The sequence below is a fragment of the Bradyrhizobium oligotrophicum S58 genome (assembly GCF_000344805.1).
Classification (GTDB): Bacteria; Pseudomonadota; Alphaproteobacteria; order Rhizobiales; family Xanthobacteraceae; genus Bradyrhizobium; species Bradyrhizobium oligotrophicum.
The window spans coordinates 611,403-634,232 of record NC_020453.1 but is presented as its reverse complement, the minus strand read 5'-3'; the positions used below and the strand labels follow the sequence as shown (position 1 = coordinate 634,232).

Genomic DNA, 22,830 nt, shown 5'->3' with positions numbered 1-22,830 from the left:
CCCCCTTGTGGGGGAGGGCTAGGGAGGGGGCCTCCAAGCCGCGCTGTGGGTGGGGTTACCCCCCTCCCCCACAAGGGGGGAGGGAGCGCACCTCATGTGCGGCAGCGGCATCGCCTGCTCACTGCGACGAGGATTGAGACGCCAGGCTTACTGATAGCCCTTCGGGAACGGATCGGGCTCGACCAGATCGGCGGTCTCGTAGATCAGCTCGTACTGACCGTCAGCCTTGGCGCGGCCGACGCGGGTCTTGGACCAGAGGTGGTGGTTCTCGTGGATCCGCACATAGCCCTCCGGCGCGCCCTTGAACTCGATGCCGGGCGAGGCCGCCGCGATCTTGTCGATGTCGAAGCTGCCGGCCTTCTCGACCGTCAACTTCCACAGCCACGGGCCGAGATAGGCAGCCTGCGTGACGTCACCGATCACGGTCTTCTCGCCCCACATCTTCTTGAAGTCGGCGACGAAGGCCTTGTTGTTGGCGTTGTCGAGCGACTGGAAGTACTTCATGCAGGCGTACGCGCCCGCGATGTTCTCACCGCCGATGCCGTCGATCTCGTCCTCGGTGACGGAGATGGTCAGCAGCGTCTGCTTCGACATGTCGATGCCGGCCGCCTTGAGCTGCTTGTAGAAGGCGACGTTGGAGCCGCCGACGATGATGGCGTAGATCACGTCGGGCTTGGTGAGCTTGATCTTGTTGATCACCGAGTTGAACTGGGTGTGGCCGAGCGGGAAGTACTCTTCGCCGACGACCTTGGCGCCCTGGAGATGGCCCTCGATGTGCTTGCGCGCGATCTTGTTCGAGGTGCGCGGCCAGATGTAGTCGGAGCCGAGCAGGTAGAAGGTCTTCGCGCCCTTGGTCTTGTTGACCCAGTCGAGGCCGGCGATGATCTGCTGCGTGGCTTCCTGGCCGGTATAGATGACGTTCTTGGACTGCTCGAGGCCTTCGTAGAAGGTCGGATAATAGAGCATGCCGTTGTACTGTTCGAACACCGGCAGCACGGCCTTGCGCGAGGCCGAGGTCCAGCAGCCCATCACGGCGGCGCATTTGTCGTTGACCAGGAGCTTCTTGGCCTTTTCGGCGAAGGTCGGCCAGTCGGAGGCGCCGTCTTCCTGGATGTATTTGATCTTGCGGCCGAGCACGCCGCCGGAGGCGTTGATCTGCTCGATCGCGAGCTTCTCGGCCTGCACCGAGCCGGTCTCCGAGATCGCCATCGTGCCGGTGACCGAATGCAGAATGCCGACCGTCACTTCGCTATCGGTGACTGCAAGTCCGGTCGTATTGACAGCAGAGGTTGCAGGACCGGCGCCAAAGGACGGCCTCGGCATCATCGCGAGCGCCGGAATGGCGGCCATTCCCATCAGCAATTGCCGCCGAAGCGGCGACTTCAGGCCTTTTTTGGTTTCGTCTGACATGAGCACCCCATTCATTGGTTCGAGGACACGCTTTGGCTCGGACGAAGGATGGCGCGCTTTGTGCAGCGCACGGATACGCAAGATTGCGTATACTGCACCGCAAAAGCGCGACGTAGGCTCTACGCAGGTCTCGCGAGGGGCAGGACAAGGCGTGCGGATGAACCGCTGCGCGTAAGGAGTCGAAGAGTGGCAGGGCGGCAGCGGATCGACCGCGTCAGGCGCCAATACAACCAGTGGGTCGCCAACCAGACGTTGGAGGACTACGCACTCCGTTTCACGGCCAAGAGCGCCCGGCGCTGGTCGGCCGCCCGCGTCGCCAACACGGCCCTGGGCGCGATCTCGTTCCTGGCCCTGGAGGCGATCGGCGGCACCATCACGCTGAACTACGGCGTGACCAACGCGACCGCGGCGATCCTGGTCGCCAGCGTCATCATCTTCTGCTGTGGCCTGCCGATCGCCTATCACGCGGCCAAATGCGGCATCGACATCGATCTGCTGACGCGTGGCGCGGGCTTTGGCTATATCGGCTCGACCGTGACGTCGCTGATCTACGCGTCCTTCACCTTCATCTTCTTCGCGATCGAGGCCGTCATCCTGGCGTCCGCGCTGGAGATGTGCTTCGGCATTCCCAGGCCGATCGGCTACCTCATCAGCGCCGTCGTCATCATCCCGCTCGTCACCTACGGCATCACGCTGATCAGCCGCTTCCAGCTGTGGACGCAGCCGCTCTGGGTGGTGCTGCACATCCTCCCCTTTGCGGCGATCGCCTATGCGAGCCCGCACTCGTTCGCGGAATGGCAGCAATTTCCCGGCGAGCATGGCGATCCCATGGGCCATCTCGATCTGGCGCTGTTCGGCACGGCTGCCGCCGTGGTGTTCTCGCTGGTGGCCCAGATCGGCGAGCAGGTCGATTTCCTTCGCTTCCTGCCGCGCGACCGGCGCACGTCGAAACGGTCGTGGTGGATCGCGCTGCTGTCGGCCGGCCCCGGCTGGATCGTGCTCGGCGCACTGAAGCTGCTGGCCGGCTCGTTCCTCGCCTTCTTCGCGCTCAGCCACGGCGTCTCGGCCGACCACGCCGCCGAACCGGCACACATGTATCTGGAGGCGTTCCGCTATGTACTGGCCCGGCCGGACCTGGCACTCGCGCTGACCGGCACCTTCGTGATCGTGTCTCAGATCAAGATCAATGTCACCAATGCCTATGCCGGCTCGATCGCCTGGTCGAACTTCTTCTCGCGCCTGACGCACAGCCATCCCGGCCGCGTGGTCTGGCTGGTGTTCAACGTCGTCGTCGCGCTGCTCTTGATGGAGATCGGCGTCTACAAGGCGCTGGAGCAGACGCTGGCGCTGTACTCCAACATCGCGATCTCCTGGGTCGGCGCTCTGGTCGCCGACCTCGTGATCAACAAGCCGCTCGGATTGCGGCCGCCGCAGATGGAGTTCAAGCGCGCCCATCTCTACGACATCAACCCGGTTGGCGTCGGCGCCATGACGATCGCCACGATCGTCTCGATTAGCGCCTTCTATGGCCTGTTCGGACCGACCGGCAAGGCGCTCTCGACCTTCGTCGCGTTGGGCGTCGCGCTCGTCACCGCGCCGGCGATCGCCTATCTCACCGGCGGCAAATACTATCTGGCGCGTAAGCCGAAGCGGAGCTGGCAGAACATCGAGCAGATCCAGTGCTGCATCTGTGAGCACCATTTCGAGCCCGAGGACACCGCTGCCTGCCCCGCTTATTCCGGCCCGATCTGCTCGCTGTGCTGCTCGCTCGATGCGCGCTGCCACGATCTGTGCAAGCCGCATGCGCGGGCACAGGCCCAGGTCTCGGCGGCGCTCAGCGGCATGCTGCCGCAATCCGTGCTGGCGAAGATCAACTCGCAGTTCGGGCATTACGTCGGCGTGTTCCTGACATCAGCCGGGCTGGTCGCGCTGACGCTCGGGATGATCTATCTGGAGACGTCGGCAGCGCTGCCGGGCTTCAAGGGGATCATCTCCGATGTGCTATGGAAGGTGTTCTTCGCGCTCTCCATCATCATCGGCGTCGTGACCTGGCTGTTCGTGCTGGCCCAGCAGAGCCGCCGCGCCGCCGAGGCCGAGACGCGGCGCCAGACCCACCTTCTCATCCAGGAGATCGAGGCCCACAAGCGCACCGATGCCGAATTGCAGCGCGCCAAGGAAGTCGCGGAGTCGGCCAATCTCGCCAAGAGCCGCTACGTGGTCGGCCTGAGCCACGAGCTGCGCTCGCCGCTGAACGCGATCTCCGGCTATGCCCAGTTGCTCGAGCAGGACACGAGCCTGCCGCCGAAGCCCCGCGACCAGGTCCGCGTCGTGCGCCGCAGCGCCGACCATCTGTCGGGCCTGATCGACGGCATTCTCGACATCTCCAAGATCGAGGCGGGAAGGTTGTATCTGTCGCGCGACGAGGTGCGGCTGAGCGAATTCCTCGACCAGCTCGTCGGCATGTTCCGGCTGCAGGCGGCCGCGAAGGGCGTCGACTTCGTGTTCAAGCGGCCCGCCGTGCTGCCGCTCGTCGTCTATGCCGACGAGAAGCGGCTGCGCCAGATCCTGATCAATCTGCTGTCGAATGCGATCAAATTCACCCAGGAAGGGAGCGTCCGGTTCGTCGTGCACTACCGCAGCCCGGTGGCTGAGTTCGAAGTGATCGACACGGGTCCCGGCATCCAGCCCGACGACCTCGAGCGGATCTTCGCGCCGTTCGAGCGCGGTGCGCTCGGCGCCGCGCAGCCGCAGACCGGCACGGGACTGGGCTTGACGATCAGCCGCCTGCTCGCCGGGGTGATGGGCGGCGATATCAAGGTCGAGAGCAAGGTCGGCACCGGCAGCACGTTCAAGGTGAAGATCCTGCTCTCTGAAGTGACCAACCCGACGCGGCACGCGCCGGTGAAGGCGCCGGTGGCGGGCTATCTCGGCCCGCGCAAGACGATCCTCATTACCGACGACGATCCGGTGCATCGCGACCTGCTGCGCGAGGTGCTGACGCCGCTCGGCTTCATTTTGCTGAGCGCGCCCGACGGTCCCGCCTGCCTCGCGCTCGCACAACATTGTCAGCCGGATCTCTTCATTCTCGACATCTCGATGCCGGGCATGGATGGCTGGACGGTGGCCGAGACCTTGCGCGGCAGCGGCCATCATCACGCGCGCATCCTGATGACGTCGGCGAGCGCGCTCGAAGCGCATGGAAGACCGCTGGCGCAGCCGTTCCATGACAGTTATCTGATGAAGCCGATCGACATTCCGCGGCTGCTGGAGGCGATACGTCAATTGCTCAAACTCGAATGGAGCTATCAGACCGATCAACCAATGGTGGAGCCGCACTGGCGCCCTGACACCGGATCGCGGCCGCCTTTGAAGTATGTCGAAGAGCTGATGGGCCTCGGCCAGATCGGTTACATCAGGGCCATTCAGCTCAAGCTCGACGAGATCGGCAGCGCGCACCCGGAACATGCCGATTTCGTCGCCCAGATGCGCACGCTGATCGATCGCTTCGACCTCGATCAGTACATGGCCACTCTGAAGACACTGCATGCTTATGAGCACTGACAGCAAGAAGCGTGACGTCGCGCTCGTGGTCGACGACTCGCCGGAGACGCTCCGGCTGCTGACCGACGCGCTGGACGGCGCAGGCATGACCGTGATGGTCGCGCTCGACGGCGCGGCCGCGATGCGCATCGTCGACCAGATCACACCCGACATCATCCTGCTCGATGCCGTCATGCCGGGCATGAACGGCTTCGAGACCTGCCGCAAGCTCAAGCGCGAGGCAGGGCTCTCCAACGTCCCCGTCATCTTCATGACCGGGCTCGCCGACACCGAGCACATCGTGCAAGGGCTCGACGCCGGCGGCGTCGACTATGTCACCAAGCCGATCGCGGTCGAGGAGATGCTGGCGCGGATTCGCGTGCATCTCGCCAACGCCAGGATGACACAGAGCGCGCGCGCCGCGCTCGACGTCTCCGGCCGTTTCCTGCTCGCGGTCAACCGCGAGGGACGGCTGATGTGGGCGACGCCGCAGGCGCAGAAGCTGTTGTCCGACAGCCTCGGCACGAGCGAGGAGCTGATCCTGCCGGAAGCGCTGCGGCAATGGCTCGATCAGGTTCAGATCGGCAAGGGCGGCGCGAAGACTGCCGCCGCGATCCCGGATCATCCCGAGCTGCGCCTGTACTACATGGGAAGCGCCGGGCCGAACGAGTTCCTGCTGCGGCTGGCCAAGGAAACGTCGGGCGAATTGCCCAAGGAATTTTCCAGCGAGTTCGGCCTCACCGTGCGCGAAGGCGAGGTGCTATCCTGGCTGTCGAAGGGCAAGACCAATCGCGACATCGCGCAGATCCTGGGGCTGAGCCCGCGCACGGTCGACAAGCACCTGGAGCAGGTCTACGCCAAGCTCGGCGTCGAAAACCGCACCGCGGCCGCGGCGATCGCGACCGGCGTGACGCGGCGGGAGAGTTGAGGCGAAAGCTGCACGCGCGACAACTTCGGCTGTCGTCCCGGGCAAGCCCGGTGACGCAGAGCGTCAGCGGGCGCCGACCCGGGACCCATACCGCGTGATCCATCTTGAGGCAGGCTGCGCGTTGACCTTCTCGCCAACCAACTCCGGCCTGTGGCTATGGGTCCCCGCTTTCGCGGGGACGACAGCGGAGATTGTAGCGCCGGCGAGCCTTGCAAGCTCAACGCTCACCCATACACGAATGCCGGATCATCCAGATTGATCGCCGGAATCTGATCCTTCTCCGCCCAATAATCCTGGCTGTGCTGCCATTCCGGCTTGTCGCCGCGCTTGGGCAGCAGATGCATGTTGCGCATCATGTAGCCGGGATTGAAGTTCTCCGGATCGATCCACGGCAGCAGCGGCATGTTGTGATCTTCCGGGCGGAGCGCGGGAGTAACCTTGCTGACGCCCTTCTCCTTCATGTGCTGCAGCAGCCGGCAGACGAAATCGGCAACGAGATCGGTTCGCAACGTCCAGCTGGCGCGAAAATAGCCGAACACCCAGGCCATGTTCGGCACGCCCGTGAACATCATGCCGCGATAGGTCACGGTGTCGGCGAAGTCGAGCGGCTTGCCGTCGATCGAGAATGCGATGTCGCCGAGCACGCAGAGATCGAACCCGGTCGCGGTGATGATGATGTCGGCCTGGAGCGCGCCCCCCGATTTGAGCTGGATGCCATCTTCCGTGAAGCGCTCGATCTCGTCGGTCACGACCGACGCCTTGCCGCTCTTGATGCCCTCGAACAGATCGGCATCGGGCACGAAGGCGATGCGCTGCCGCCAGGGGCGATAGCTCGGCGTGAAATGCTTCGCCGTGTAGTCCGGACCGAGAATGGCGCTGATCTGCCCGATCAGCTCCTTCTTGACCTGGTCGGGCTCCGACAGGCAGCGCTTCGTGAACCAATCCTGTTCGAACAGGATCTTGCGCCGGACGATCTCGTGGATCCATTCTTCCTTGACATCAAGCCGGCGCAGCTCCTCAGCCAGCTCGATTGCATTGCGGCCGATGCGGAAATAGGTCGGCGAGCGCTGCAGCATGGTCACGTGCGCGCACTTGCCTGCGATCGACGGCAGGATGGTCGCGGCCGTCGCACCGGAGCCGATGACGACGACCTGCTTGTCGGTGAGATCGAGATCCTCGGGCCAGAGTTGCGGATGCACGATGCGGCCCTTGAACTTGGCCATATCCGGCCACTCCGGCGTGTAGCCCTTGGAATGGCGGTAATAGCCCTGGCACATCCAGAGAAAATTCGCGGTGAAGGCGACCGGCTCTTCGTTCTTGCCCTTGACGGCATGGACCGTCCAGAGATCGGTCGCACTCGACCAGCTTGCCGACACGATACGGTGGCTGTAGCGGATGTGACGGCCTAGATCGTTGTCCTCGATCACGTCGCCCATGTAGTTGAGGATCTCTTCCGCGGTCGCGATCGGCGGCCCGACCCATGGCTTGAAGCTGTAGCCGAAGGTGTGCAGGTCGCTGTCGGAGCGAATGCCGGGATAGCGATGCGTGCGCCACGTGCCGCCAAAGCTGTCCTGGCTCTCCAGAATCACGAAGCGAGTGTCGGGCATCTGCTTCGTCAACTGATAGGCGCTGCCGATGCCGGAGATACCGGCGCCGACGATCAGCACGTCGACATGTTCGGTGGCATGGGAAGACGCAGCCTCCCGGATGGGCGCGATGACGTTCATTGTTGTCCCTGGGCTTTGATCTTGAAGTTGTTTCCTCGCGTGACAGGCTGAACCTGATCACAGCGACGGTCAACCCATCGCGGCGCGCGGCCTCATGAACGCGATCCCATCAATTTCCGCCGAGCGGCATGCCCCATTGCCGCGCGATCTGGACGACCCAATCGCGATACAGCGTGAGCGGCGTGACGCCGGTCATGCCGCCGCAGCCATCGCCGAGGTTCGGCCCGGTCGACCACGAGATGACGCCGATCAACACCTGCCCTTGCGCCTGCGTCTCGAATGCAGGCCCGCCGGAATCGCCGGTGCAGCCGCCAAGCCCGGGCCGTGCGCCCTGCGTCGCCGGATCGACGAGCCGGATCTGCAATGTGCCCGGCTTGCCGGTCGCGACCAGCGGCGCGGCGCGCACCACGCCGCCGCTCTTGCCGTCGCCAGGAATGGCGACGCCGATCCCCGCGACCGTGAAGGCGTTGCCGGCGGCCAGCGGCGATTGCGGCACGCCGAGCGCCACTGGGACGCGCTCCTTCGCAGGCGCCTCCATTTCCAGCAGCGCGACATCGGCGGTGGCGCGATGCGCGAGGATTGCCTGCACGCTGAAGCTGGGATGCACGGCCACGCGTCGTACCGGCTTCAGAACCGGCTTGTGGTCGCGATCGTATTCCACGATGCGGTAATCGACCCCGGGCTGCACACAGTGTCCGGCGGTCAGCACCAGCTTCGGGGCAATCAGGGCCCCGCTGCAGAAATTGCCGCGCGAGCCGACGATGGTGACGACGGAGCGGCCGACACCATCATTCAGCGCCGGCGCATTGCCGACGACGGCAGAGACCGGCGACGAGATCACCAGGCCCGTCGCAGCAGCGATCGCAGGAAGGAGCTTCATTGCCGCAGCAATAGCGGTTGGCGCCGATATCGCCAAGTGCGGCGTCCCATGCTAGCGATCATCCAAGGATCGAGCGAGGATGGGACTGGCATGGTCGAGGCGGTGATTTTTGATTTCGGCGGCGTGATGACGACGTCTCCCTTCGAGGCCTTCGCGCGGTTCGAGACGGAGCGCGGCTATCCCGTGGACATCATCCGCAACACCAACGCCGCCAATCACCTGGAAAACGCCTGGGCGAAATTCGAGCGCGCCGAGATCGACGTCGATACGTTCGACCGGCTGTTCGCCGAGGAATCGCGAGCGCTGGGCGGCGCCGAGGTCCGCGGACGCGAGGTCCTGCCGCTGCTCGCCGGCGACCTCCGCCCCGACATGGTCGAGGCACTCAGGCGCATCAAGGCGGAATGCAAGACCGGCTGCATCACCAACAATCTGCCGGCCAATGCGATCGGCAGCCAGGGCGGGCGCTCGTTCTACGTCGCGGAGGTCATGGCGCTGTTCGATCATGTGATCGAGTCCGCCAAGATCGGCCTGCGCAAGCCCGACCCGCGGATCTACCAGATGATGACCGAGACGCTCGGCGTGAATCCGTTAGACTGCGTCTATCTCGACGATCTCGGCGTCAATCTGAAGCCGGCACGCGAAATGGGCATGACCACGATCAAGGTTGTCTCCGCATCACAGGCAATCACGGAGCTGGAAGCTGCGACGGGACTAACCTTGCGCTGACCGTCATTGCGAGGCGCTCTTGCGCCGGAGCAATCCAGATCCTTCGCATGATTCTGGGTTGCTTCGCTTCGCTCGCAATGACGCTGAAGCAACTAATAATTCGTCGGCCTCGCCCGTTCCGGAAATGCCGCCGCCAGCGCCGCGCCATCGGCCTGCAGCACGCCGCGCTCGGTGATCAGCCCGGTGACCAGCCGCGCCGGCGTGACGTCGAAGCCGTAATTCGCCACCGGTGATCCCGGCGGCACGATCCGCACGGTCTCAATGCGGCCATCCGACGTGCGGCCGGTCATCTCCGTGACCTCCTGCGCACTGCGCTGCTCGATCGGGATCTGCCGACCCTCCGCAACCGCAAAGTCGATGGTCGGCGACGGCAGCGCGACATAGAATGGCACGCCGTTGTCATGCGCCGCGAGCGCCTTCAGATAGGTGCCGATCTTGTTGCAGACGTCGCCATTGGCGGCAACGCGGTCGGTGCCGACGATGGCGAGGTCGACCATGCCGTGCTGCATCAGATGACCGCCGGTGTTGTCCGGGATCACGGTGTGCGCCACGCCATGATGGCCGAGCTCCCAGGCCGTGAGCGAGGCGCCCTGGTTGCGCGGCCGCGTCTCGTCGACCCAGACATGGATCGGAATGCCGCTGTCATGCGCGAGATAGATCGGCGCCGTCGCGGTGCCCCAATCGACCGTGGCGAGCCAGCCGGCATTGCAATGCGTGAGCACGTTCACCGCTTCGCCCGGCTTCTTGCGCGCGGCGGCTGCCTCGATCAGCGCAAGACCATGGCTCGCAATGCCCCGGTTGATCGTGACGTCCTCGCCGGCGATGTCGACCGCACGCGCATAGGCCGCATCGCGCCGCTCGGACGGCGCCAGCCGGCGCAGCATCGTGCTCATCGTGTCGAGCGCCCATTTCAGGTTGATCGCGGTCGGCCGCGTCGCAATCAGCATCTCATAGGCCCGGTCGATGCCCGGATCGGAGCGGTCGTCACGCATGCCGAGCGCCATGCCGAACGCGGCCGTGGCGCCGATCAGCGGCGCACCACGGACCAGCATGCCTCGGATCGCATCCGCCGCCTCCTCGCAGGTCGTGATCTTCGCCACCACGAACTCATGCGGCAACCGCCGCTGATCAATCGCACAGACCGACCAGCCGTCGGAGCCGAGCCAGATGCTGCGATAATGCTTGCCGTCGACCTTCATCGCCTGCTCCCAATTCAGCTGTGCAGAATGCGGCCCGCGACCGCATCGAGCTTCTTCAGGAGTTCGGGATCGCGCGCTTCGGGCGCGGTGATCAATGCGGTGTCGAGGGCGCGATCGGAGCCGATCGGGCACGCCTCGTGCTCGCGCGGAAACTCGCGGGCGAGCCGCGCCACCAGCCCCTTGGCCTTGTCGGCGTTGGTGGTGAGCACGCGGATGATGTCCTGCACCGTGACGGCGTCATGATCCGGATGCCAGCAGTCGAAGTCGGTCACCATCGCGACGGTCGCGTAGCAGATCTCGGCTTCGCGGGCGAGCTTGGCCTCCGGCATGTTGGTCATGCCGATGACCGAATAGCCTGATGACTTGTAGGTCATGCTTTCGGCATAGGTCGAGAATTGCGGCCCTTCCATGCAGACATAGGTGCCGCCGCGCGCGATCGCGATGCCCTCGGCCTCGGCCGCCGCAGCCAGATGAATCCGCAGCCGCGGCGACACCGGATGCGCCATCGAGACATGGGCGACGCATCCTCGGCCGAAGAACGAGCTCTCGCGCTTGTAGGTGCGATCGACGAACTGGTCGACCAGCACGAATGTGCCCGGAGGCAGTTCTTCCTTGAACGAACCGCAGGCCGACAGCGACACGAGGTCGGTGACCCCGGCACGCTTCAACACATCGATGTTGGCGCGATAATTGATGTCGGACGGCGACAGTCGGTGTCCCCTGTCGTGGCGCGGCAGGAACACGATCGGCAACCCGGCGATGGTTCCGCGGCGCAACGGCGCCGACGGCTCTCCCCAGGGGCTCGCAATCGCCTCTTCGCGGGCATCTTCCAATCCCGGCAGATCATAGATGCCCGAGCCGCCGATAATGCCAAGCACAGCCTTCGTCATGACGTCCCCATCTCCAAGGAAGACGAGAATGCCAGCTTTGAGACGAATTGAAAACAGCGACGCAGGAACCAGCCGACGGCAGCGCTAGGCGGCCTTGGCCGCCGCCAGTTGTCCGGCGACCAGGCGCTGCAGCGTCGCGACCGACTGGAAGTTCTCCGGCGTGATCAGCTCCTGCGGGATGGTGAAGTCGAACTCGGCTTCGATCGCCAGCATCAGGTTGACCATGTCCATCGAGGTCAGACCGACATCGACCAGCTTGGCATCCGTCGTCACCTCGGTCGGGATCGAATTCTGCGCAAGGATGTCGCGCACGAGCGTGACGATCCGGTTGCTGAGATCGGCTTCGAAACCTGGCATGCCCACTCTCTGTCTTTGCAACGGCACAAGGATCTGCGGACCTTCCGCAGATCGATCGGCAAGACATAACGCAGGACCGCCGCCGAAAGGGTTACGCTCCGATCCCGTTCCGTCGATGAATTCGCTTTAACACTAACACGATGGTGAGAATTCTCTCGGTCGAAACAACTCGGAATTAACCCCCACCGGTCGAATGCGCGGCGTTTACCCTGAATTTCGTCGACGCATTTGAATCAAATCCATACCCTGCGTCGCAGCCCAGGGAAGGCACAGGGTATCGGCGCAACGCGACGGGACGCGCGCGCCGATCTCTCAACACGGCAAAATCCGGAGCAATGATCGGTCATGACTGTCCAGAGAACCGCGCTTCGCAATCCGACGTCCGATGACGGCGACAGCCTCCTGCTCGATCGTAGCTCACTGTTTGTCCAGCGCACCAGCGTCGTTGCCGCACAGGCAGCGGCGGAGGCCGACGAGGTCGATCGCGAGGGGCGCTTCCCCACGGCTGCGATCGATGCGGCCCGCGAGCACAAGCTGCTCGGCATGCAGATCCCGGTCGAGTTCGGCGGCTTCGGTGCCTCGGTTCACGACGTCGCCGACGTCTGCTACGCGCTCGGCCGCGCCTGCGCCTCGAGTGCCATGATCTTCGCCATGCACCAGACCAAGGTCGCCTGCCTGGTGCGCCACGGCCGCGGCAATGCTTACATGGAATCGCTGATGCGCCGGATTGCCTCCGAGCAGCTGCTGATGGCTTCGTCCACCACCGAGGGCCAGAATGGCGGCAACATCCGCGCCAGCGCCGCAGCGGTCGGCCACGAGGGTGATCACATCACTCTCAAGCGGGACGCCACCGTGATCTCCTATGGCGCGGAGGCCGACGGGCTCGTGACCATCGCACGACGCGCCGATGGCGCTGCGGCCTCCGACCAGGTGCTGCTGGCGCTGACCACGGATGACTACACCATCGCCCGCACGCAAGGCTGGGAGACGCTCGGCATGCGCGGCACCTGCTCGACCGGCTTCGCGCTGGAAGTGAGCTGTCCGTCCGACCGGATGTTCTCCGAATCCTATGACCGCATCCACGGCCAGACCATGACCCCGTTCGCGCATCTGTGCTGGTCGTCGGCCTGGGCCGGCATCGCGGCTGCAGCCGTCGAGCGCACTCAACGCTTTCTGCGCAAAGCCGCACGCAGCGCCGGCGGCCAGATGCCGCCGGCCGCCTCGCATTACACCGCGGCCAAGATGGCGCTGGCGCGGCTGCGCGCCATGATCGTCACCAACATGGACGCATTCGCCGCCCACGAATATGACGAGCGGGCGCTGTCCTCGCTCGACTTCCAATCGTCGATCACGCTGCTGAAGGTGCAGGCTTCCGAGTTGGCGGTCGAGACCGTGATGCATGCGATGCGCGCCTGCGGCCTGTCCGGCTATCGCAACGACGGTGAGTTCTCGATCAGCCGCCACCTCCGCGACGTGCTGTCGGCGCCGATCATGATCAACAACGACCGCATTCTGACCAACATCGCCACCGCGAATCTAATGAGCGCAGTGCCCGCCTCGCTCTACGAATGATCTGTTCGATTGCCGCCATTGCCTCCACCCAGGATTTGCCGAATGACCATTCCCGTTCTCTCGCAGTCGCCCGAGATTGCTCCCCAGCCGGCCGACGCCCTGGATCATCTGACTGATACCCTGTTCCATCGCATGGGCGCGGATGGCGTCTACGCCCGCACCGCGCTGTATGAAGGCGTGGTGGAGCGGCTCGCCGCGCTCATCACCAGGCATCGCGAGCCGGGCACGGAAGTCATGCGCTTTCCTCCGGTCATGAGCCGCGCGCAGCTGGAGAAATCCGGCTACCTCAAGAGCTTTCCCAATCTGCTCGGCTGCGTGTGCGGCCTGCATGGCACCGAGCGTGACATCCACGAGGCCGTGGCGCGCTTCGACAAGGGCGGCGACTGGACCACGTCGCTGTCGCCAGCTGACCTCGTGCTGTCGCCGGCTGCTTGCTATCCCGTCTATCCGATCGCGGCGAGCCGCGGGGCGCTGCCGGTCGGCGGCCTGCGCTTCGACGTTGCGGCGGATTGCTTCCGTCGCGAGCCGTCCCGCCATCTCGACCGGCTGCAGTCGTTCCGGATGCGCGAATATGTCTGCATCGGCACGCCCGATGACGTCTCCGCCTTCCGCGACCGCTGGATGGTGAAGGCGCAGGCGATCGCATGCGATCTCGGCCTGTCGTTCCGGGTCGACCACGCCAGTGACCCGTTCTTCGGCCGCGTCGGCCAGATGAAGGCGGTCAGCCAGAAGCAGCAGGCGCTGAAGTTCGAGCTGCTGGTGCCGCTGCGTTCGGAGGATCAGCCGACCGCCTGCATGAGCTTCAACTATCATCGCGAACATTTCGGCACGACCTGGGGCATCACCGATTCCGACGGCACGCCGGCACACACCGGCTGTGTCGCGTTCGGCATGGACCGGCTCGCGGTCGCGCTGTTCCACACCCATGGCGTTGATTTCGCACGCTGGCCTTCGCGCGTACGCGACGCACTGCAATTCGAACAGCACGCAAGCGCCATCGGCTGACGTCGCGCAGGCGCTGACAGGGGATCGGCAGAGAATCTCATGACCGCGCTCAAGCCGCTGATCCGGTGTCGCGAGATCGGAGACCCCGATCTGAACGCGGTCGCTGAGCTGCTCACGCGTGGCTTTCCCCGGCGATCCCGCGGCTACTGGTCGGGCGGACTGCACCGACAGGCCACGCGCGCCGTCCCTCACGGCTATCCCCGTTACGGCTATCTGCTCGAGCACGACGGCAACCCGGTCGGCGTGCTGCTTCTGATCTACAGCGATCGCGGCACCACGTTGCAGCCCGAGATCTGGTGCAACCTGTCGAGCTGGTATGTCGCACCGGAATTTCGCAACTATGCGACGATGCTGACAAAGATCGCGCAGCGATTGCCCGAGGTGACCTACGTCAACATCAGCGCGGCGCGTCAGACCTGGCCGATCGTGGAAGCGCAGGGCTTCCGGGCCTATTGCGAGGGCATCTTTGTTTCCGTACCGTCGCTCTCGTTCGCCGGCCTGGGCGCGTGGATCGAGCACGTCACGGCGGATGCGCAAGCCGTGCAGGGCATTCCATCCGATGAAGCCGACCTGCTGATCCGCCATGCCCGCAATGGCTGCCTCAGCGTCGTCATCAGGTCGGAAGAGCGTCCGATTCCTCTGGTTCTGCAGCCTGTGCGCATCCGGCAAGGACGGGTCGCACTCCCGGCAATGCAACTGATCTACTGCCGCGACGTCTCCGACTATGTCGCATGCGCCGGTGCAATCGGCCGCTTCCTGCTTCGACGCGGCCGTGTGTCCGTCATCACCGATGCCAACGGACCGATACCCGGACTCGTCGGCTTCTACACCGACCGCCGGGGCCGGAAATACGCAAAGGGGCCGCAGCAGGCACGGCTCGGAAATCTCAGCGACACCGAGCTTCCGCTCTACGGCCCCTGAGTCAGGCAGCCGCTCTCACGGCATGCGCATAATCCCAGTACAGCCTGCGCGCCCGGGTGAACACCGCGCCGATCGGCAGCGTCCGATCATCGATGCGGATGACCGGGGCGACCTTGGCGAAGTTGCCTGACGAGAATATCTCGTCGGCGTTCACAAAGTCCTCGTAGCGGAGTGTCGTCTCGACGACGCTCACGCCGTCGCCTCGCAGCAGCTCGATCACGCGCTGACGGGTGATTCCGTTGAGGAACGTGCCATTGGGCACCGGCGTGAACACGACGCCGTCCTTGACCATGAAGACGTTGGCGTTGCCGAATTCGGCGACGTTGCCGAGCATGTCCAGCATCAGGCAGTTGTTGAAGCCGCGCGACGCCGCCTCGATCAGGGCGCGGGAATTGTTTGGATAGAGGCAGGCCGCCTTGGCGTCGACCGGCGCGCATTCGGCCGTCGGTCTGCGGAAGGGCGACAGCGTGATCGCATTCCCCGTGGGCTGCGGCATCGGCGCCTCGTAAATGCACAGGCACCAGTTCGTCGTCTCGGGATCGAACAGCACGCCGCCACCGGCGCCGTGCTGCGCCCAGTACATCGGGCGAATGTAGAGCTCGGCCCGCGCGCCGAACCGCGCGATGCCCTCGCGCGCCAGCCCGATCCAGGTGTCGAGGTCCACCACCGGCTTGAGCCGGAAATTGATCGCCGACTGATTGACCCGCGCGCAATGGCGGTCGAGATCCGGCGCTACGCCCTCGAACGCACGCGCGCCATCGAACACGGTCGAGGCAAGCCAGGTCGCGTGCGTCCGCACGCCCATGATCGGCGCATTGCCTTCCCGCCATTCGCCGTCGAAGAACGTCCAGGTCTGCGAGTAGCTGACAGGCTTGACGATGTGGGTCATGGCGGCGCTCCCGTTCGGCATCGATCGCTTCTGCACTTCTGTCGTGAATATTTTAAGGATGTCCTCGCCCCCCTGCCACTCATGATCGATTCACGCTTGATCGGCACAATGGCGGACGCCTTGGTTAACTGGAACCGCCATGCCGCTCGACTCCCGCGCCCAGCGCCTGCTCTCGATGGTGGCCGCGGCTGCGCCGGAAAACAAGGATCGTCCGACTCCTGAGCAGCGGCGGCTGTCCCTCAAGAAGCTGATGCAGTTCGCGCGCAACGACTGCGGCGCGGTGACGGCGCAGGACGGCCAGATTACCGGGCATGCGGGCGCCTTGCCGTATCGGCTTTATACGCCTGCCGTCACCGACCCGGACACCACCCACGCGCGTCTTCCCGGATTCGTGTTCTTTCATGGCGGCGGCCTTGTGGCCGGCTGCATCGAGACCCATGACAGGGTCGCAGCGGCGCTCGCGGCGGCGTCCAGCTGCCGGCTGCTGTCGATCGACTACCGCCTCGCGCCGGAACACAGATTTCCCGCAGCCATCGATGATGCGCTGGTGGCGGTCGAATTCGTCCGCAGTCACGGAGCAGCGCTCGGCATCGACAGCGACCAGATCGTGGTCGGCGGCGATTCCGCCGGCGCCACGCTCGCGGCCTACGTTTGCCAATACGCGGCAGCGGTCACCGATCTGAAGATTGCCGCGCAATGCCTGATCTGTCCCGTGCTCGACTTTTCCCATCCCTGGCCTTCGCGCGAGCTGTTCGGCACCGGTTATCTGCTCGACAAGGCGACGTGGCAGGCCGACCTGGCCGACTACCTGCCGGAGGGGATCGCCACTGACGATCCGCGGATATCGCCATTTTGCAGCGCTGATCTTGCAGGATTGGCGCCCGCCATCATCCATACGGCCGAGTTCGATCCAATGCGCGACGAAGGCAATGCTTATGCGGCGCGGCTCGTGGACGCCGGCGTCACGGTCACGCATGTCTGTCACGACGGCATGATCCATAATTTTCACGCGCTCGGCGCGATCTTGCCGCAGGCCAAGACGGCATTTGAATTGATCGGGCAACAGATCCGGTCTCTTCTGCAAGCCCGGGCACCGGGTTAATTCGAAGTTTATCAGCCACATCTCGTTAGGGTTATTTCGTCGTTCTTGTCGCGAATTATTGCCCGCTTTACGCCTGCGCACCTACAACGACACCACTCGCGGATTACGTGCAGCTCGCTTCTTCAGTCGAAGCGAGCGTGGAGATCGCCGATGCGCAACGAGACGATTGCAATCCACGCCGGCTACGAGCCGGAGGCGACCACCAAGGCCGTTGCCGTTCCGATCTATCAGACCGCCGCCTATGCCTTCGACAGCGCCGACCATGGCGCCGCACTGTTCAACCTCGAAGCCGAGGGCTATCGCTACAGCCGGATCTCCAACCCCACCACGGCCGTGCTCGAAAAACGCGTCGCCGAGCTCGAAGGCGGCGTCGGCGCGCTCGCGGTCGCTACCGGCCAGGCTGCGCTCCATTTCGCGTTCGTCAACATCGCCGACGGCGGCGGCAACATCGTCTCTGTGCCGCAGCTCTATGGCACGACGCACACGCTGCTCGGCCACATCCTGCCGCGCCAGGGCATCAGTGGACGCTTCGCAGAAAGCGACGCGCCCGACGCCATCGAGCGCCTCATCGACGACAACACCAAGGCCGTGTTTGCCGAGACGATCGGCAACCCCGCCGGCAATGTCTGCGACATCGAGGCGCTGGCGAAGGTCGCGCATCGCAACGGCGTGCCGCTGATCGTCGACAACACCGTCGCGACCCCCATTCTGCTGCGGCCGTTCGATTACGGCGCCGACATCGCCGTGCATTCGCTGACCAAATTCCTCGGCGGCCACGGCACGACGCTGGGCGGCATGCTGGTCGACAGCGGCAACTTCCCTTGGAAGGATCATGCCGATCGCTTCCCAGCCTTCACCCAGCCCGACGCATCGTATCACGGCATGGTCTATGCCGACCATTTCGGCCGTAGCGCCTACATCCAGCGCGCCCGCAGCGTCTATCAGCGGACCATGGGCGCGGTGCTGTCGCCGTTCAATGCGTTCCTGCTGCTGCAGGGCATCGAGACGGTGGCGCTGCGCATGGAGCGTCACGTCGAGAACGCGCGCAAGGTCGCCGAATTCCTCCGCAACGATCCGCGGGTGGAATGGGTCAACTATGCCGGCTTCGGCGACAGCCCCTATTACCCGCTGGTCCAGAAATATCTCGACGGCCACGCGTCCTCGCTGTTCACGTTCGGGATCAAGGGCGGCATGGAAGCCGGGAAGGCCTTCTACGATGCGCTGAAGCTCGTCACGCGCCTGGTCAATATCGGCGACGCCAAGTCGCTGGCCTGCCACCCGGCGTCGACGACGCACCGTCAGATGCCGCCGGACCACCAGCGCAAGGCCGGCGTGCTGCCCGAGACCATCCGTCTCTCGATCGGCATTGAGCACGTCAGCGACATCATCGAGGATCTCGACCAGGCGCTCGCACAGGCCTGCGCGCGCTCGCGTCGGCTGGATGCGGCGGAGTAGAGCTGTCAGCCGATGACCCTGCTGTTCGACCGCCATCGCAGGATCGCGAGCCCTGCTCTCGCACCCGCCGATCTCGACGGTCGCGCACGGCGCCCGATCGAGCTCACGATCGGCCTCGTCAACAACATGCCGGACAGCGCGCTGAAGGCGACCGACCATCAGCTGGCGCGGCTGCTGCAGAACGCAGCGCCGCGACATGTCCGGATTCGCCTGCACTGCTTCTCGCTGCCCTCGATCGCACGCGCGCAAGCCGCCCAGAACCACGTCGCCCAGGCCTACACCGATATCGGCGAACTCGACGGCCTCGGCATCGACGGCCTGATCGTAACCGGAGCGGAACCCATTGCCTCGGACCTGCGTGATGAACCCTATTGGCCGGAGCTGACCCCGATCATCGACTGGGCGAAGACCAACACGCGTTCGACGATCTGGTCGTGTCTTGCGGCGCATGCGGCCGTGCTGCATCTGGACGGCGTCGAACGGCAGCGCCTCGCGGCCAAATGTTCCGGCGTCTATGGCTGCGTAAAGGTTCAGGACGACTGGTTGACGGACGGCATCGGCTCCTCGCTCGAGGTGCCGCACTCGCGCCTCAACGCCGTCAACGAGCCGCTGCTGGCGTCGCGCGGCTACGAGATTCTGACGCGATCGGACGACGTCGGGGTCGACACCTTCGCGCGCTCGATGCCGAGCCGGTTCGTGTTCTTCCAGGGCCACCCGGAATACGACGCGCTGTCGCTGCAGCGGGAATACATGCGCGACATCGCCCGCTTTCTGGCGGGGCAACGCGACGACTATCCGCGGCTGCCAAAATCCTATTTCAGCGCGGAGACCGAGGCGGTGCTGAACGCGTTCGAGGCGCGCGCCAAGGTGAAGCGCGATCCGACGATCGCCGCCGAGCTTCCTGGGCTGACACTCCGGCCGGATCTTGCAGCCGGTGACGCTGCCGACCTGTTGTTCAAGAACTGGATCAGTTTCCTGGCGAGGCAGGAATAGCCGCTACACCATCCACATCTCATCCGCGCTCGCCGAGCGAGGCCAGCGCTGCGTTGCCGCCCGCGGCTGCGGTGTTGATGGTCAGCGTCTGCTCGGTGGCAAAGCGCGCCAGATAATGCGGCCCGCCGGCCTTCGGACCCGTTCCCGACAGGCCACAGCCGCCGAACGGCTGCACGCCGACGACGGCGCCGATCATGTTGCGGTTGACGTAGATATTGCCGATCGGCAGCCCAGCGACGGTGTCGACCAGCTGGCTGATGCGCGAATGCAGTCCGAACGTCAGTCCGTAGCCGGATGCGGCGATCGCCTGCAGCGTGGCGTCGAGATCGTCGGCGCGATAGCGCACCACGTGCAGCACCGGGCCGAACACTTCCTGGCCGAGGTCCGCAGGCTGCTGCAGTTCGAACACGTGGGGCGCCACGAAATGGCCGACATCCGGTGCAGTTCCGGCGTAGTGCACACGCGTGCTGGCCTTCATGCGCGCGATGTGCTCATCGAGCCGCGCCTTGGCCTCGTGATCGATCACCGGGCCCAGATGGATCGACACGTCGCGCGGGTCGCCGATCCTCAGCTCCCGCGCTGCGCCGACGATCATCGCGATGATGTCGTCGGCCACGTCGTCCTGCAGGCACAGCAGCCGCAGCGCCGAGCAGCGTTGCCCGGCCGAACGGAAGGCCGAGGTCACGACGTCGTCGGTGACCTGCTCGGCCAGCGCCGTCGAATCGGCGAGCATCGCATTGATGCCGCCGGTCTCTGCGATCAGCGGCAGGATTGCTCCGGGACGATTGGCCAGCGCAATGTTGATGGCACGCGCTGTATCATACGAGCCGGTGAAGACGACGCTCGCAATGGCTGGATGGTTGACGAGCCGTGCGCCGATCGCGCCGTCACCGGGAACGAGTTGCAGGGCCGAATCCGGAACGCCGGACTCGTGCAGAACCCTGACCGTCTCGGCCGCGATCAACGGCGTCTGCTCAGCCGGTTTGGCAACGACCGTATTGCCCGCCATCAATGCAGCCGCAATCTGTCCGATGAAGATGGCGAGCGGAAAATTCCACGGCGAGATCGCGACGAAGACGCCGCGCGGCCGCAGGCGCAGCGCGTTGGACTCGCCGGTCGGTCCGGGCAGGCGGAGCTCGGCACCGAACAGCGCTTCCCCTTCGGCCGCGTAGTAGCGGCAGAAATCGACGGCCTCGCGAATCTCGGCGATCGCATCGTCGATGGTCTTGCCGGCCTCGACCGCCAGGAGATGGATCAGGCGGGCGCGCCGCGCCTCGATCAGGTCGGCCGCGCGCCGCAGCGCCTTGGCACGCTGTGCTGCTGATGCCAGACACCACGTCGCAAATCCGGCCGCAGCGGCGGCCACCGCTCGGTCGGCAGTCGCGACATCGGCCTCGACCGCCGTACCCGCGACAACGCCGGGATCGGACGGACTTGCCAGCTGACGTGATGGGCCATCCTGGGCCTTGCCATCAATGATGGGCGCCGCCACGGCGGACACGGCGCCCGCTCGTGCGATTTCGGTCCGTAAGGCCGTCAGCGACGCGTGATGACCAAGCTCGACGCCTCGCGAGTTAGGCCGTGCCGTGCCGTAGAGATCGCGCGGGCGCGGAATGTGCGGATGGCGCGCCGCGTCCGCTTGGCCTACGATCTCGGCCTCGCTGGTCACGAGTTGCTCAATCGGAACGTTCGGATCGGCTGCGACCGAGACGAACGATGAATTGGCGCCGTTCTCCAACAGCCGCCGAACGAGATAAGCGAGGAGATCGCGATGCTGGCCGACCGGCGCATAGGTCCGGCAGGCAATGTCGGGGTGGAGCTCGCGCAAGGATGCATAGAGCGCCTCGCCCATGCCGTGCAGGCGCTGGAATTCGTAGCCATCCGAGCCGCCGGCTTCGTGGACGATGTGTGCGACCGTCATGGCGTTGTGGGTCGCGAATTGCGGAAAGATGCAGGCTCGCCGCGCCAGCAGCTGCCGGGCGCAGGCGAGGTAGTTCAGATCGGTCATCACCTTGCGCGTGAACACCGGATAGTCGTCGAGACCGCGCTCCTGCGCGCGCTTGATCTCGGTGTCCCAATAGGCGCCCTTGACCAGCCGCACCATGAAGCGACGCGCATGCGCCTCGGCGAGATCGGCGATGAAGGAAATGACGCTTTCGGCGCGCTTCTGATAGGCCTGGATCGCGAGGCCAAAACCGTCCCAGCCGGCGAGCGCTGGGTCGGCGACGACGCGTGCGATCACCGCCATCGAGAGATCAAGCCGGTCGGCCTCCTCCGCATCGATGGTGAAGTTCAGATCGTACGACCTGGCCTGCCGCGCCAGCGCGATCACGACCGGGACGAGCTCGCGCAGCACGACTTCGCGGCTGATCTCCTCATAGCGCGGATGCAGCGCCGACAGTTTCACCGAAATGCCGGGACGATCCGGCAACCTCGCGTTGCCCGCGGCGCGCCCGATCGCATCGATCGCCTCAGCATAAGACTGCCGGTAGCGCGCGGCGGCGACGGCGGTGCGGGCGCCTTCGCCGAGCATGTCGAAGGAATAGCGAAACAGCCGGCCGCTGCCCGAATTGGCGCGATCGAGCGCCGCGCCGATGGTCTCACCGAGCACGAAATGGCTGCCGAGCAGCTTCATCGCCTGACGCGCCGCGGTGCGGACGGTCGGCAATCCGAGCCGGCGCGCGAGGCCGGCCACCACGCCCTCCGGCGTTTCGCCCGGCGCGATCACGCGCGCGGCGAGGCCGAGCGCCCAGGCGGACGCCGTGACCAGCGGCGTGTGCGACCTGACCTCGTGATGCAGAAAATCGCTGCGGCCGAGCTTGTCCTCGATCAGCCGGTCGGCGGTGTCGTCGCCGGGCACGCGCAGCAGCGCCTCGGCCAGGACCATCAAGGCCAGGCCTTCATTGGTCGAGAGCGAATATTCCTGCAGGAAGTCGTCGATGCCGCCGAATCGTGGCGCCTTGGCGCGGATGCCCTCGATCAGCCGCCGCGCGGTAGCCTTCACCGCCGGCAGATCAGCGCCATTTTGAGCGCGGAGCAGGCGGTCGGCGATTGCGACATCATCCTCGGCGTAAGGCGGCGAGAAGACCGGTGCGGCAGAAGAGATCTTATCCACGCGGCGGCCTCCGGCAGTTCAACCCGTGCTCAGCTCTCCGGAACCGGATGGCGAGCGGCGTGTCCCTGCACGCCGCATGCCGCCAAGCTTTGTGGCCCTCGCTGTGTCTGTTAGATTGGCG

The 22,830-nt window shown here is 65.1% G+C and carries 17 protein-coding genes; 9 read left to right on the top strand and 8 right to left on the bottom strand.

Annotated features, from left to right (window positions below):
• Positions 1–147: 147 nt before the first annotated feature.
• Positions 148–1,410, bottom strand: coding sequence for an urea ABC transporter substrate-binding protein (urtA, locus tag S58_RS02850; protein WP_015663730.1), 1,263 nt, complete (start codon positions 1,408–1,410; stop codon positions 148–150).
• Between the two features lie 186 nt (positions 1,411–1,596).
• Between urtA and S58_RS02845 the strand changes: the two genes are divergently transcribed.
• Both S58_RS02845 and S58_RS02840 read left to right on the top strand, forming a co-directional pair.
• Complete coding sequence (locus S58_RS02845) at positions 1,597–4,971, top strand: hybrid sensor histidine kinase/response regulator (protein ID WP_015663729.1); 3,375 nt, start codon at positions 1,597–1,599, stop codon at positions 4,969–4,971.
• Positions 4,961–5,878 (top strand): response regulator, encoded by a 918-nt coding sequence (locus tag S58_RS02840; protein ID WP_015663728.1) that lies wholly within the window; start codon positions 4,961–4,963, stop codon positions 5,876–5,878. The genes S58_RS02845 and S58_RS02840 overlap by 11 nt, the downstream gene beginning before the upstream one ends.
• Before the next feature lie 224 nt (positions 5,879–6,102).
• Here the strand turns inward: S58_RS02840 and S58_RS02835 are convergent, their stop codons facing one another.
• Together S58_RS02835 and S58_RS02830 are read right to left on the bottom strand one after the other, a co-directional pair.
• A complete protein-coding gene (locus tag S58_RS02835; protein ID WP_015663727.1) occupies positions 6,103–7,605 on the bottom strand; it encodes a flavin-containing monooxygenase in 1,503 nt (500 codons plus the stop codon).
• A gap of 109 nt (positions 7,606–7,714) precedes the next feature.
• Complete coding sequence (locus S58_RS02830; RefSeq protein WP_015663726.1) at positions 7,715–8,485, bottom strand: S1 family peptidase; 771 nt, start codon at positions 8,483–8,485, stop codon at positions 7,715–7,717.
• 90 nt (positions 8,486–8,575) lie between these two features.
• Here S58_RS02830 and S58_RS02825 point away from each other — a divergent pair, with 90 nt between their 5' ends.
• Entirely contained in the window at positions 8,576–9,211 is a 636-nt protein-coding gene (locus S58_RS02825; protein WP_015663725.1) for an HAD-IA family hydrolase, read from the top strand.
• Between the two features lie 92 nt (positions 9,212–9,303).
• On the opposite strand, the gene mtnA is transcribed toward S58_RS02825, so the two are convergent.
• The 3 genes from mtnA to S58_RS02810 all read right to left on the bottom strand — a co-directional run bounded on the left by mtnA (position 9,304) and on the right by S58_RS02810 (position 11,657).
• Positions 9,304–10,410 (bottom strand): S-methyl-5-thioribose-1-phosphate isomerase, encoded by a 1,107-nt coding sequence (mtnA, locus tag S58_RS02820; RefSeq protein ID WP_015663724.1) that lies wholly within the window; start codon positions 10,408–10,410, stop codon positions 9,304–9,306.
• Positions 10,411–10,424: 14 nt separating this feature from the next.
• Positions 10,425–11,300: an S-methyl-5'-thioadenosine phosphorylase gene (locus S58_RS02815; RefSeq protein WP_015663723.1), complete on the bottom strand. Its 876-nt coding sequence runs from the start codon at positions 11,298–11,300 to the stop codon at positions 10,425–10,427.
• A gap of 84 nt (positions 11,301–11,384) precedes the next feature.
• A complete protein-coding gene (locus tag S58_RS02810; RefSeq protein WP_015663722.1) occupies positions 11,385–11,657 on the bottom strand; it encodes a phosphopantetheine-binding protein in 273 nt (90 codons plus the stop codon).
• A 345-nt stretch (positions 11,658–12,002) separates the two neighbouring features.
• On the opposite strand from S58_RS02810, the gene S58_RS02805 reads away from it, so the two are divergent.
• From S58_RS02805 to S58_RS02795, 3 genes are read left to right on the top strand one after another with little or no spacing between them, the layout of a single operon-like run.
• The gene (locus S58_RS02805) at positions 12,003–13,229 is read left to right on the top strand and encodes an acyl-CoA dehydrogenase family protein (protein ID WP_015663721.1); all 1,227 of its coding nucleotides are present in this window, start codon (positions 12,003–12,005) and stop codon (positions 13,227–13,229) included.
• A gap of 42 nt (positions 13,230–13,271) precedes the next feature.
• A complete protein-coding gene (locus S58_RS02800) occupies positions 13,272–14,234 on the top strand; it encodes an amino acid--[acyl-carrier-protein] ligase (RefSeq protein ID WP_015663720.1) in 963 nt (320 codons plus the stop codon).
• Positions 14,235–14,273: 39 nt separating this feature from the next.
• The gene (locus tag S58_RS02795; protein ID WP_015663719.1) at positions 14,274–15,155 is read left to right on the top strand and encodes a hypothetical protein; all 882 of its coding nucleotides are present in this window, start codon (positions 14,274–14,276) and stop codon (positions 15,153–15,155) included.
• A gap of 1 nt (position 15,156) precedes the next feature.
• On the opposite strand, the gene S58_RS02790 is transcribed toward S58_RS02795, so the two are convergent.
• A complete protein-coding gene (locus S58_RS02790; RefSeq protein WP_015663718.1) occupies positions 15,157–16,044 on the bottom strand; it encodes a branched-chain amino acid aminotransferase in 888 nt (295 codons plus the stop codon).
• A 139-nt stretch (positions 16,045–16,183) separates the two neighbouring features.
• On the opposite strand from S58_RS02790, the gene S58_RS02785 reads away from it, so the two are divergent.
• From S58_RS02785 to metA, 3 genes are all read left to right on the top strand, one after another.
• On the top strand, positions 16,184–17,146 hold the full coding sequence (locus S58_RS02785; RefSeq protein WP_015663717.1) for an alpha/beta hydrolase: 963 nt from the start codon (positions 16,184–16,186) through the stop codon (positions 17,144–17,146).
• Between the two features lie 150 nt (positions 17,147–17,296).
• Positions 17,297–18,601, top strand: a complete 1,305-nt coding sequence (locus S58_RS02780; RefSeq protein ID WP_015663716.1) for an O-acetylhomoserine aminocarboxypropyltransferase/cysteine synthase family protein — start codon at positions 17,297–17,299, stop codon at positions 18,599–18,601.
• A 12-nt stretch (positions 18,602–18,613) separates the two neighbouring features.
• The gene (metA, locus tag S58_RS02775; protein WP_015663715.1) at positions 18,614–19,594 is read left to right on the top strand and encodes a homoserine O-succinyltransferase MetA; all 981 of its coding nucleotides are present in this window, start codon (positions 18,614–18,616) and stop codon (positions 19,592–19,594) included.
• A gap of 19 nt (positions 19,595–19,613) precedes the next feature.
• On the opposite strand, the gene putA is transcribed toward metA, so the two are convergent.
• Entirely contained in the window at positions 19,614–22,700 is a 3,087-nt protein-coding gene (gene putA / locus S58_RS02770; RefSeq protein ID WP_042340505.1) for a bifunctional proline dehydrogenase/L-glutamate gamma-semialdehyde dehydrogenase PutA, read from the bottom strand.
• Positions 22,701–22,830: the final 130 nt, after the last annotated feature.

Coding starts and splice junctions, on each gene's coding strand:
- S58_RS02795 (WP_015663719.1), top strand. CDS start 14,274: ATGACCGCGCTCAAGCCGCTGATCCGGTGTCGCGAGATCGGAGACCCC.
- mtnA (WP_015663724.1), bottom strand. CDS start 10,410: ATGAAGGTCGACGGCAAGCATTATCGCAGCATCTGGCTCGGCTCCGAC.
- S58_RS02785 (WP_015663717.1), top strand. CDS start 16,184: ATGCCGCTCGACTCCCGCGCCCAGCGCCTGCTCTCGATGGTGGCCGCG.
- urtA (WP_015663730.1), bottom strand. CDS start 1,410: ATGTCAGACGAAACCAAAAAAGGCCTGAAGTCGCCGCTTCGGCGGCAA.
- S58_RS02835 (WP_015663727.1), bottom strand. CDS start 7,605: ATGAACGTCATCGCGCCCATCCGGGAGGCTGCGTCTTCCCATGCCACC.
- S58_RS02840 (WP_015663728.1), top strand. CDS start 4,961: ATGAGCACTGACAGCAAGAAGCGTGACGTCGCGCTCGTGGTCGACGAC.
- S58_RS02825 (WP_015663725.1), top strand. CDS start 8,576: ATGGTCGAGGCGGTGATTTTTGATTTCGGCGGCGTGATGACGACGTCT.
- S58_RS02780 (WP_015663716.1), top strand. CDS start 17,297: ATGCGCAACGAGACGATTGCAATCCACGCCGGCTACGAGCCGGAGGCG.
- S58_RS02805 (WP_015663721.1), top strand. CDS start 12,003: ATGACTGTCCAGAGAACCGCGCTTCGCAATCCGACGTCCGATGACGGC.
- S58_RS02790 (WP_015663718.1), bottom strand. CDS start 16,044: ATGACCCACATCGTCAAGCCTGTCAGCTACTCGCAGACCTGGACGTTC.
- S58_RS02830 (WP_015663726.1), bottom strand. CDS start 8,485: ATGAAGCTCCTTCCTGCGATCGCTGCTGCGACGGGCCTGGTGATCTCG.
- S58_RS02815 (WP_015663723.1), bottom strand. CDS start 11,300: ATGACGAAGGCTGTGCTTGGCATTATCGGCGGCTCGGGCATCTATGAT.
- metA (WP_015663715.1), top strand. CDS start 18,614: ATGACCCTGCTGTTCGACCGCCATCGCAGGATCGCGAGCCCTGCTCTC.
- S58_RS02800 (WP_015663720.1), top strand. CDS start 13,272: ATGACCATTCCCGTTCTCTCGCAGTCGCCCGAGATTGCTCCCCAGCCG.
- S58_RS02810 (WP_015663722.1), bottom strand. CDS start 11,657: ATGCCAGGTTTCGAAGCCGATCTCAGCAACCGGATCGTCACGCTCGTG.